Raw genomic sequence first — 11,135 nt, forward strand, 5'->3', positions numbered from 1 at the left:
CTGGCAACGAAAAAGCGATCGCTGCTTTGGTGGAGTTAATCGGCAATCCACAACTGGATGATTCTACCCGAAGCCTAGCGGCATATAGCTTAGGGCAAATTATGTTAAAGGAACAGATGCCGAGTGTTGTCACTGGGTTGAAGAATTACTTATCACCTGAAACTTACAAAAATGACTTTAAGCGATTTGATAATTGCTACCAAGTTATCTGGAAGTGCGCCCAAAGTATGCCCTACCCCGCTTTTTATCAAGCTTGGCATCCACAAGAGAAAGTGAAAGATGGAGAGTAGGAAAGAAAAATACTTCCTCTAGTCAAAACATAAGCGAAATGTGGAAACAGCGATTCCTTGTAAAAACGCGATTCATCGCATATCGTAAGCGTCTCGTAAATCTATCGCGTCCGATCTTTCCGCAATCCAGGGAATGCGTCGCTCCTAATAAAACAGATATTGCGAATAGAATGGAAATGCGATCGCCCTAGTTATGCTGTAAACCTGGAATAGAATTTTTATTGTTTATCATTATGAATTATTTGAAGGCGACTGAGAAAAATACGTAGGCGATCGCTTTGAGGATTGGTCAGTACCTCATAAGCTGAACCCTTTTCTGTCACAATACCTTTGTCTAAAAATATCACCTGATGGGCTACTTCTTTTGCAAATTGCATTTCATGGGTGACAACCACCATTGTCATCCCTTCTGATGCCAATTGTTGCATTACTTGCAAAACTTCGCCGACGAGTTCGGGATCTAAGGCGCTGGTGGGTTCGTCAAATAGCATGATTTGGGGATTCATACATAAGCTACGGGCGATCGCTACTCGTTGCTTTTGTCCGCCAGAAAGTTGTTCTGGATAAGCAGATGCTTTGTCATGTAAGCCAACTTTTTCTAAATATAATCTTGCTAATTGGGCGCTTTCCTTTGGTGTTTTACCTAAGACTTTACGCGGTGCAAGTGTCATATTTTCTAGGACGCTGAGATGAGGAAACAGGTTGAACTGCTGGAAAACCATACCTACTTGTGTTCGTAATTGTCGCAGTTGGCTATAGTTAACTGTGGGCTTAGATAAGTTGATTCCGTTGATTATTAAACGCCCATTGTCGATGGTTTCTAGTCCATTAAAGCAGCGTAATAACGTACTTTTACCACAGCCGGAGGAACCGATAACTGCAACGACTTCTCCCCGATTGATTTCGCCTGTGATTCTTTTGAGGACTTTTAGGGAACCAAAGTTTTTTTCGATATTGTCAAAAATAATGGCGGGGATGGTATTGTTCATTACTTGTGTCAAGCTGCTCTACAGTTGATTGTAAGCTTTTTAACGAACCGCAGAGGCGCAGAGGGAAGAGAAAATAATATGGCTAAATTTGGTTTTAGGCGTTGGTTGCGCTGGTGTGTGGTTGTTGGTGTTAGCTGTTTGTTATTGACTGGCTGTGCTATGAACTCTAGTGCGGGGAAAACTCTGCGGGTTGCTACAGAACCGGCATTTCCACCTTTTGAGTTTCAAAAACAAGGTGGTGAGTTGCAAGGTTTTTCGATTGATTTGATGAATGCGATCGCAGTTGCAGCTAACTTTAAAGTAGATTTTCAAAGTCTGCCTTTTGATGGCATTATCCCGGCTTTGGGAGCCAAAACAGTAGATGCGGCCATTAGTTCGATCACGATTACACAGGAGAGAGCGAAGACGATTTCTTTTTCCCGTCCTTATTTTAAAGCCGGGTTAGCGATCGCAATCCGTGCAGATAATCAAAATATTACTGGCTTTGACAGTCTCAAAAATAAAAAAATTGCAGTCCAACTTGGTACAACAGGGGCTGCAAAGGCTAAGAGTATTCCCGGAGTGCAAATTCGCAGTTTTGATTCAGCACCTTTAGCCCTACAAGAATTGACCAATAGTAATGTGGATGCGGTCATCAATGATGCACCAGTGACTTTATATGCTATTAATACGGGCAATCTTCAAGGAATAAAAATAGTACAGCAATTGCTGACAGAGGAGTTTTACGGCATTGCTACGGCTAAAAATTCGCCGAACTTGGCATTAATAAATAATGGTTTAGATAAAGTGTTGAAAAATGGCACTTATTCCCAAATTTACCAAAAATGGTTTAAAGCTGAACCGCCATCACTACCAACAAAATCGCCATTTGAAAATCAGAGTAGTAGTGGCGCACCTAAAATATTTACTTCAATTAGTGTAATTTTGCAGGCTTTTCCAACTTTATTACAGGGAGCATTAGTAACGTTACAATTAACGATACTTTCTGTAGTGTTTGGTTTAATTGGAGGTTCCCTAATTGGTATTGTTCGCCTTTCTCGAATCGCACCTATGCGTTGGATAGCGAGGGCCTATGTAGATTTTTTTCGGGGAACACCTTTATTGGTGCAAATTTTTATGATTTACTTTGGTTTTCCAGCAATTTCGCAAGAACTTGGTTTTACATTTACCTTCGACCGCCTCACTGCTGGAGTAATTGCCTTAAGTTTGAATAACGCCGCCTACACCGCCGAAGTTGTGCGTGCAGGCATTCAATCGATTGAAACAGGACAAGCAGAAGCAGCACAATCATTAGGTTTAAGTTCTATACAAACAATGATTTATGTCATTTTTCCCCAAGCTTTTCGGCGAATGATTCCACCTTTGGGTAATGACTTTATCAGTTTATTGAAAGATACTAGCTTAGTTTCTGTAATTGGGTTGGAAGAATTACTACGTAAAGGACAGTTAATTGTTGCTGATAACTATCGCGCCTTTGAAATTTACACAGGTGTAGCGGTAGTTTATTTATGTTTGACATTAATTTTTTCACAGGCATTTAGTATTTTGGAAGTGTGGATGAATCCAGTTAAACGGCGAAAAAAGTACGATACCTAATAATTTTCAGTGGTTTTGTCGATGGACAAAGGCAAGATACGCGATAACACATCCTACATGTACACATGTCTTTATATAGGACTCTTATTTGATTTTTGAACAAAATTCAGTAAACATCTATACCCTTCTTTTCTGTTCCATAGCTACGCAGATAATTATGGCTACGCCACGCTACGCGAACAGGACTCAAATCGGATTACTAGAGTTTTTCAAAAGCCAAATATTATTACTATAGTAATAATATTAATACAAATTAAATCTCTAAAAATGTATCTGGGGCAATCAAAAATTTCTCATTGTTTGGTATGATTCTCTGAGTATCAGAATACTCCAACAATTTTTTTATTACGAAGAAAAATACCTAAATTCATTTCTTAAATGGCTAAAAAGCATATTTACTGAGTATCAACACACTGAGGGCTAATAGAGATAAACTAGATAAAATATAAACTAAAAATTATTATGTGTAATAGAATAAACATTTCCAAAAGTCGCTTTTGATAATTATCAAAACAGTTTAAATAAGTTTTTCTAGTCAACTTTAGGCAGAATACATGGATGCAGATAATTGGACAGATCAACGATAAAAGGTACTATCTATGAGTTCCCGCGCACTGTTGTTAGTAAATCGTCATGCCCGCCAAGGGCAAAAGGGTCTGTCGGAAGCAATTGAATATCTGAAGACACTCGGCTTTGATTTAATTGAAGAGTCTACAGAAGACCCAAAACATCTTGGTGAAGTTATATTTCGCTATCAGCATCAAGTTGACCTAGTAATCATTGGTGGAGGAGATGGCACTCTCAATGCCGCAGTAGATGCTTTAGTTGAGACTCAGTTGCCTTTGGGAATCTTGCCTCTAGGAACTGCTAACGATCTAGCGAGGACTTTGGAAATTCCGAATTCCCTCGGCGAAGCTTGCAAAATTATTGCAGATGGAAATTTACGTCGCATCGACTTGGGTTGGGTAAACGACAAGCACTTTTTTAACGTTGCTAGTCTGGGATTAAGTGTGAAAATTACCCAGCGACTTACCAAAGAAGTTAAACGCCGTTGGGGAGTATTTGCTTATGCTGCCACTGCATTGCAAGTCCTTTGGGAAGCTAGACCTTTTACTGCGGAGATTGCGATCAATGGTGAATCAGTTAGCGTGAAAACAGTACAAATTGCTGTGGGTAACGGCCGTTATTATGGCGGTGGTATGGCTGTGGCTGATGATGCCACAATAGATGACCAAAGGTTAGACCTATATAGCTTGGAGATTAAACACTGGTGGCAGATGATACTATTACTCCCGTCGATGCGAGAAGGGCGACATATACATTGGGAGAGTGTACGTTCTCTTCAAGGTCAAGAAATAAAAGTATATACTCGCAAACAGCGTCCTATCAATACAGATGGTGAAATCACTACTTACACACCGGCTCATTTTCGGGTTATATCTAAAGCTATAGCTGTTTTAGTACCCCAGAAATCAGAAGTTAAGAGTTAGGGGTTATTCTCCCCATCTTCCTCTGCTAAAAATGTGGGAACTTGCATCAACTCACGCCAAATGCATCTGAGATTTTCTCAAGATATAAAGTCCCTGTTGCAACGCCTAGCTGAACAACCGCTTACTCTAGGTGATGTTCTGGCAGAAACCTCAGAACGAGGGTTCAGCTTGGTAATTACATTATTAGTTTTGCCCTTTTTATTTCCTATGCCACCGGGATTAACTGGCCCTTTTGGTGGTGCTTGTTTACTATTGTCAGCGCAAATGGTTTTAGGAAGGCGATCGCCTTGGCTACCGAAAAGAATCGCTAACTACAAATTTCCTCGTCCCTTTGCCCAGTTACTTTTGCAAAATTTAGGACACCTTACCAAAGTTTTACAGAAAATTACCCGTCCTCGATTGCCAAAAATAGCTAATAATCCTTTGATTTGGCGAATTAATGGGTTTTGCATCTCTTTGTTGACAATATTGTTAATATTACCAATTCCGTTTACAAATCCCATCCCTACTATCGGTATTTTACTTTTAACTGTTGCTACCATCGAATCTGACGGTTTATTAATTTGCATCAGCTACGGTATCACCGTCCTGATTACCCTGCTGTTTGGATTTATTGGTTATGCAGTATGGTTAGCCCCCAGTTTGCTGCCATCTATATTTAAATAATAAAAGCCCTTAGCTTAAAGCTGAGGGCTATAATTTATTAGGGTGCATCTACCATTTATTAATCCGTTTTATTGATTGCTATATCCGGGCAAATTTAACTTTCATCCGAATTTTTTTCCTAAATTAAGAGTATCAGCAATAAAAAAGCCTTCAACTAAAAGTTGAGGGCTATGATTTAATTAAGGTGCATCTACCATTTATTAATCCGCTTTATTGGTTGCTATATCCGGGCAAATTTAACTTGGATATAATTTTATTTTATTTCCCAATTACAAATATCAACAATAAAAAAAAGCCCCCAACTAAAAGCTGAGGGCTGTGATTTAATTAAGGTGCATCTACTATTTATATATCCGCCTTAGCTATTGCTTTATCAGGAAGAATTGAAAAAAATAGATGGCTGTGGAATTCATTTCTTTAGCTACACTGCTAGTACTAGCCTCAATAAGGATAACCTACGGTTTTTGACTAGGTAATCATTTACCCGCTTCACGATAATTTTACAATAACCCCAAATTTACCCTGAATACGCAAAGTTTCTGTTAATATCTGCGATGGGGTCTCCGCAATAGTACTAATTTAGTTTATTAGTTGGGTATATGAATAGGAAAGTTAAACGTACCCAACTTAATGAAGCGATCGCAATTTCTATTAGCCCTAGCTAGTCTTTGTATTGTCGGGGGAAGCTTTTTTCTAAGAACAACTTTTAGCAGTACTAGCGAACCTAAAATAATAACTGATACATCACGTTACAAAGAAATTCGTAATCAATTATGGTCTGATAACGAGCGAGTAAAGCATTTTCCTAACGAGATTCCCACTGATGCCAAAGGTGTTCGCATTGCTTACTCTCCCGAATTTTTGCAAGAAAGTAGTTTTTTTCAAATTAGGCTGAAAGAATCACCAAATAAGATAGCAAAATTACTATCACAATACAGAAGTAGTGCAAAGCACAAATATAGGGGTGGTAATACAAACGACCACATAAACCAGCCTAACGGTGTACCGACAACTTTTTTCTACACAAGTGACTCTCATACAGAATCTTTTCCAGCCAGTTATGAAATATTAGTATTAAATGCAGACGACAAAGGTAGACCTGGTTTCAAGTGGAATCATGGAGATAGTTATGGTGTTGCTATTAATAGTTCAACCTCAGAAATCATCTATTGGTCTGAAAAATGGTAGTTAAAAATTCAAATTTATTTGAAATTGTCATCATAAAAATTATTATTTTTACACATTGCTACATCTGATGCTAATACCAAGCGACTGACTCGAGTTTCCGCTTAATCCCCAGTTATCAGATGAAAGGTTTAAAGGTTTTTGTCACCTGTCAGCAGAGGTGCGTAACTGTATAATAAGCAATAATGGTTAGATACTTTTGTTATCCACAAACCCATCTTACTGCTACAGTTAATAATGTTATGTTCAATTCACGAGAAATTAAATAAGAGAGGTGTGCAAAATGAAAGATATAGTAAGAAATCTCCTTGATGAACGAACCAAATCAATTATTAGATCGTCCGATTTATATCAAGTTTTATATAATAGAATGCATTCAAGCAAGCTAGCAGTTAGAGGTAAAAGGCTTGATATTTGTGCCAACGAAGTTGCTATCTATCTACTTCAGTCTGGTAAAGATAAATATGTATTGCGTGATAAAATTTGTCTTGAAATTGGAAGTGGATGGTTGCTGACTCATTCATTAGTATTTTATCTTCTTGGAGCAAAACAGGTTTATGCAACAGATGTTTATCCGTTATTGCAACCCGAAAATATTTTCAAAGCTGTGTCTCAGTCTGTAGATTGGAGTATATTGGATAGTCTATCTACATTTGAAGATCGTGACCTTATCGACTTACGTTTAAAAAAACTGCTTTCATTAAACAAACTATCTGTAGAAGTCTTAAAAGACTTGGGTATAGAATACATTGCTCCAATTGATTTGTCTCAAAAAATGCCTACTCAAGAAAGAATAGATTTTATATTCTCAAAATCTGTGTTAGAGCATGTACCAGTTGATGATGTTGTGCCACTTTTAAAAAATCTTGCAAGTAGCCTCTCTGAAGATGGCTTTATGTTTCATCTCATTGATCTAGTGGATCACAGAAATAGAAAAGAAAGACCATTTGAGTTCTTTATTTATCAACAGGAAGCCTACTCAAGAGAATTACAATCAAGGTGGGGAAATAGAATTCGACGAAGCCAATGGAAGCAGATATTTTCTAACCTCAAAGACTTAAATTATAAATTTGTATTTGAGTGGTCGCGCAAAGACGGAGACTTCCCACAAAAAATTGATTCGTCTGTTCAATATACAGATGAAGAAGATTTAAGAATTTCTCATATAGGTGTGGTTGGAGAATTCACATCGCTTCCGAAAGTCAAGTTTTGAGGAAGGAAAGGAGAAGTTTTGAGTGCAGGCTTTCTCGGCTCAAACTTCAGTATCAAGAGATTGTTTAAAAAGTATTTCATTGAGACTTTAGGTACTTTTATATCTCCCAAACCCCTTGAAAAAACGGAGGAACCGGAATCAAAGTCCTCCTTTTTTAGAGAAGCAATTGCTGTTTTGAAATTCACCAAGTGTTTTGCATAGCGTCTCCGAACAGGAGAAGCAAGTGGTGTGGGTTTAGAGGGATATAAAACTTTTGACCCCGAAAATAAGAGTTTTAAAATGTCCTTTAAGTACTGTTTTTACTGTTTTTACTCTTTTGGGTATACCACTTTGGGTAGTTAAAACTTATAGCCAACATAGCTAATATTTATAAGGTGCTTAAAAACTATCTGAATATGTAGAATGCCAACTGCTTTAATTACTGGTGCTTCTAGTGGTATTGGTAAAGCTTTTGCCCAAGAACTAGCTGCACGCAAGACCAATCTTGTACTTGTTGCTCGTTCGGAAGAGAAACTAAGCCAATTAGCTAAAGAACTACAAGAAGAACACAAAATTCAAGTAGACGTTATACTCAAAGACCTCACAGAACCTAATGCAGCTTGTGCTGTATTTGAGGCCACAAAAGCAAAGGGATTAACCATTGACTTATTAATCAACAATGCTGGTTTGGGTTACTATGGCGACTTTGCTGAAAGTGATGGAGAAAGACAAATTAAAATCGTACAATTAAATGTTTTAGCATTGGTAGATTTAACGCATAAATTTCTCCCATTGATGCGGCAACGTCGGTCTGGAAGTATTATTAACGTATCCTCTATTACCGCATTTCAACCGATACCATACCTTTCTGTTTATGCTGCCACTAAAGCTTTTATTCTCAGCTTTAGTGAGGCACTATGGGCAGAAAATCGTCAATATGGTGTCCGTATTCTAGTAACTTGTCCAGGTCCAATAGAAACAAACTTTTTTGCAGAAGCTAATTTTCCTCCAGAGCTGGCAAGTACTACAGAGAAAGTTTATTCTTCCGAAAAAGTGGTTTGGGAATCTTTAGAAGCTTTAGAAAAAGGCTATCCAACTGTTATTAGTTCTGATCCTACGACTCAAATAAGAAGCAAATTATCTCGGCTTGTACCGCGCAAACTTCTTTTGAATATGTTAGCAAAACATTTTAAAGCTTAAGTATATAGTTAGGAGTTTGAGGTTAAAGAGGTTAAATAAACTCTCACTCTTAACTCCTAACTTATTACATATACCTTGTTAATTGAACTCGGTAACGGTCTTTTTTGGTGACGGCGATTTCCCCCACTTCTAAACGCCCTTTAGAGCGAATGGCGATTAAGTCGCCTGATTTTACTTGAGAACTAGCTTGAGTAACTTCCTTCCAATTGACGCGGACATCACCGGCATCAATGAAATCAACCATTTTGCTGCGCGACATACCAAAACCAGCAGATGCGATCGCATCTAATCGCAAAGAAGCCTCTACAGTAGTTAGTTCTTTTTTCTTGGGTTCCCGAACCTTTAACTCAGTTACTTCAATCCGTTGAGTTTTCACAGGAACCGATCGCACCTGTTTCAGACTCATTTCTAAAAATTCCACCAACTCTGGCGCGACAATCGCCTGTGCCCCTCGTTCTCCTAAAACAATAATGTCTCCCGTCTTTTCACGAACAATTCCCGTTCCCAACATTGCGCCTAAAAAGTCGCGGTGAGAGGCGGTATCAAACAAGAAATTACCAGCAATTTCCACAGCAACAAGGCTGACTTGAGATTGCTCTAGGGGAAGTTCCGAACGAGCGATCGCTATTCTTTGGCGTTCAGCTTGTGGATATCCGCCCCACGCCGCCAATTGCACTTCTGTTAATCGGTTAAATACCCGTTGAATTTCCGCCAACTCTGGGGGAGATAGAAAATCTGTCAAAATCACTTCCCAAGTTTTGATGGCTTGTTCTGCTTGGTCAATTACACGAGCTACACTATCTCGATTTTCAACACCTTTTAAAAGTTCTTCTCGTGGCAACATTCTTAAAAATTATGAATTTGTCATTTGTCATTTGTTATTTGTCATTTACCAATGCTTCATTTCCTTCTTTAAAACTATCTTGATTTTAACTTTAATTCCCATTTTAGCAGTTCATTCAATACACAGTATTGGGGTCAGCATAACCTTGGATATTTTCTGGCTCAAACTGACGCAATATTCGGGTTGCTTGCCGAGTGAGAGTTTCAGAGCCTTGAACGGTTACTAAGTATTTACCCGCATCTAAACGGTTACGATAGGGTAAAGCATCACCACTACCTACGAGTAAACCAACTCCGCCACCCACAACGACACCACCCATAGCACCACTAGCAGCACCCAGCAGTCCGCCAACGATGTGATTGCCAACTTCACCTGCCCAGGCAAAAGTATTTAAACCGGTGATGAGGCTGAATGTAAAACCGGCAAAAAAGCCAAATGGTATTAGCCAGGTTGCCATCAGTTGTGCTTGCTTTTTAGCTTGGTCTTTGGGGTCAATTAAGCCAAACTCGTCAGCCGTTTTATATCCCTTCCCCAGGATAGTACTGTTTATGCCTTCTTCTTCTAAAGCTAAGTAAGCAGCTTCGGCTTGAATGCGGTCTGGTAATACGGCAACAAGGTAATTCATTGATTTTACAATTTGTTTAATAGAAGTTTTGCCTTAATTAACAGCGTATCAGTCTTGGTCGAATCAATCTTGCATTGGCTAGGAGTAGAGAAAGGCTTTAATTCTTGCTTCCCTTCCATTGTTGGCAAGATTAGGGGTTAGGTCTGTATTAAATTCAACTACAAACCGCGATAGGCGATCGCACAAGTTAAGCACAAGTTAAATATACATGGGCCGATCATTTGAGCGAATCTAGTGGTTCACAAAAATTGTTCGCCCCTTGCTTGAGGACATAAATTAAAACTGGTGCTGCCAAAATCTTAGGAAACGTCGGCATTGCTTTTAGATGTTCCATCATCTTTTGAAGCGAACTATTAAGCAAATCTTCTCGATATTCTTGTTCGCAAATTACCACACGCCATTTTCTCGCTAAGGCATCTAACCACTCAGAATTTGCTCTTTCTGGTTGTTGTCCGGCTCGGATAGCTAGCGTCATTGCCGCATCTTCTAAATCTCCATCACAGTCTTCAATCAAATCCAGCGCTTCCATATCGCTAGGATCATCTGCCAATTGAGAGCGAAACTGTGCAATTTCTTGAGATGTTACTTTAGTCATGAGTCTTTGACGGGGCGAGCGATCGAACACTCAGTTATGTTAGTCCAATTTTGACTAATCGAGAGTAATTTAGATAGGTTTTTCCGGAAAATATCGGCTAAAACCCTTATTTTTTCAATTTACAAACAGTTTCGATCTACTGAAAATACTGTATCTAGTATTTATCAAACAGAATTCAGGAGTCAGGAGTCAGAATTCAGTATGAATTCTGTACGAGTGGCGGATAGCGGAACGTAAAGCCTACGGCATAGCAACTCTTGGCTGCGCCAACGCTTAGAGCGAGTCCGCGTACCCCTGCTCTTAAGCAAGCTACGCGCAACGTCTCGTAGAGAGCGTCTTGATTCTGACTCCTGAATTATTCTTCAATGCATAAGTAGGTGGGCGGGAAAAAACCTAACTATGTTAAGATAAGTGAATACGGAAAATGTGCCTACCGAGGTGATGAATGATATGGGCGCTCGTT

The 11,135-nt window shown here is 39.0% G+C and carries 11 protein-coding genes; 7 read left to right on the plus strand and 4 right to left on the minus strand.

Features of this window, described 5'->3' with window-relative positions; translation table 11 throughout:
- The coding region (locus V7K42_RS19690; RefSeq protein ID WP_334918976.1) for a hypothetical protein at positions 1–290 on the plus strand (290 nt) is incomplete at its 5' end.
- Positions 291–508: 218 nt separating this feature from the next.
- Here V7K42_RS19690 and V7K42_RS19695 read toward each other — a convergent pair.
- A complete protein-coding gene (locus V7K42_RS19695) occupies positions 509–1,279 on the minus strand; it encodes an amino acid ABC transporter ATP-binding protein (protein ID WP_334918978.1) in 771 nt (256 codons plus the stop codon).
- Positions 1,280–1,357: 78 nt separating this feature from the next.
- Between V7K42_RS19695 and V7K42_RS19700 the strand changes: the two genes are divergently transcribed.
- The 6 genes from V7K42_RS19700 to V7K42_RS19725 all read left to right on the plus strand — a co-directional run bounded on the left by V7K42_RS19700 (position 1,358) and on the right by V7K42_RS19725 (position 8,608).
- Positions 1,358–2,875 (plus strand): ABC transporter permease subunit, encoded by a 1,518-nt coding sequence (locus tag V7K42_RS19700; protein WP_334918980.1) that lies wholly within the window; start codon positions 1,358–1,360, stop codon positions 2,873–2,875.
- A gap of 599 nt (positions 2,876–3,474) precedes the next feature.
- Positions 3,475–4,365: a lipid kinase gene (locus V7K42_RS19705; RefSeq protein ID WP_334918982.1), complete on the plus strand. Its 891-nt coding sequence runs from the start codon at positions 3,475–3,477 to the stop codon at positions 4,363–4,365.
- Between the two features lie 60 nt (positions 4,366–4,425).
- Complete coding sequence (locus V7K42_RS19710) at positions 4,426–5,031, plus strand: exopolysaccharide biosynthesis protein (RefSeq protein WP_334918984.1); 606 nt, start codon at positions 4,426–4,428, stop codon at positions 5,029–5,031.
- A 630-nt stretch (positions 5,032–5,661) separates the two neighbouring features.
- The gene (locus V7K42_RS19715; protein WP_334918986.1) at positions 5,662–6,219 is read left to right on the plus strand and encodes a hypothetical protein; all 558 of its coding nucleotides are present in this window, start codon (positions 5,662–5,664) and stop codon (positions 6,217–6,219) included.
- Between the two features lie 280 nt (positions 6,220–6,499).
- Positions 6,500–7,429, plus strand: a complete 930-nt coding sequence (locus tag V7K42_RS19720; protein WP_334918988.1) for a hypothetical protein — start codon at positions 6,500–6,502, stop codon at positions 7,427–7,429.
- Positions 7,430–7,831: 402 nt separating this feature from the next.
- On the plus strand, positions 7,832–8,608 hold the full coding sequence (locus V7K42_RS19725; protein WP_334918990.1) for an SDR family NAD(P)-dependent oxidoreductase: 777 nt from the start codon (positions 7,832–7,834) through the stop codon (positions 8,606–8,608).
- 64 nt (positions 8,609–8,672) lie between these two features.
- Here V7K42_RS19725 and V7K42_RS19730 read toward each other — a convergent pair whose 3' ends face one another.
- The 3 genes from V7K42_RS19730 to V7K42_RS19740 form a co-directional block, all read right to left on the minus strand.
- Positions 8,673–9,452: a photosystem II S4 domain protein gene (locus V7K42_RS19730; protein WP_334834397.1), complete on the minus strand. Its 780-nt coding sequence runs from the start codon at positions 9,450–9,452 to the stop codon at positions 8,673–8,675.
- Between the two features lie 115 nt (positions 9,453–9,567).
- Positions 9,568–10,077, minus strand: coding sequence for a hypothetical protein (locus tag V7K42_RS19735; RefSeq protein ID WP_334918992.1), 510 nt, complete (start codon positions 10,075–10,077; stop codon positions 9,568–9,570).
- A 217-nt stretch (positions 10,078–10,294) separates the two neighbouring features.
- Positions 10,295–10,672 carry a hypothetical protein gene (locus V7K42_RS19740; RefSeq protein WP_094328526.1) on the minus strand — a complete coding sequence of 126 codons (378 nt, stop codon included), beginning with the start codon at positions 10,670–10,672 and terminating at the stop codon, positions 10,295–10,297.
- Positions 10,673–11,135: the final 463 nt, after the last annotated feature.

Origin of the sequence: Nostoc sp. (genome assembly GCF_036917455.1) — a bacterium.
GTDB lineage: Bacteria > Cyanobacteriota > Cyanobacteriia > Cyanobacteriales > Nostocaceae > Nostoc.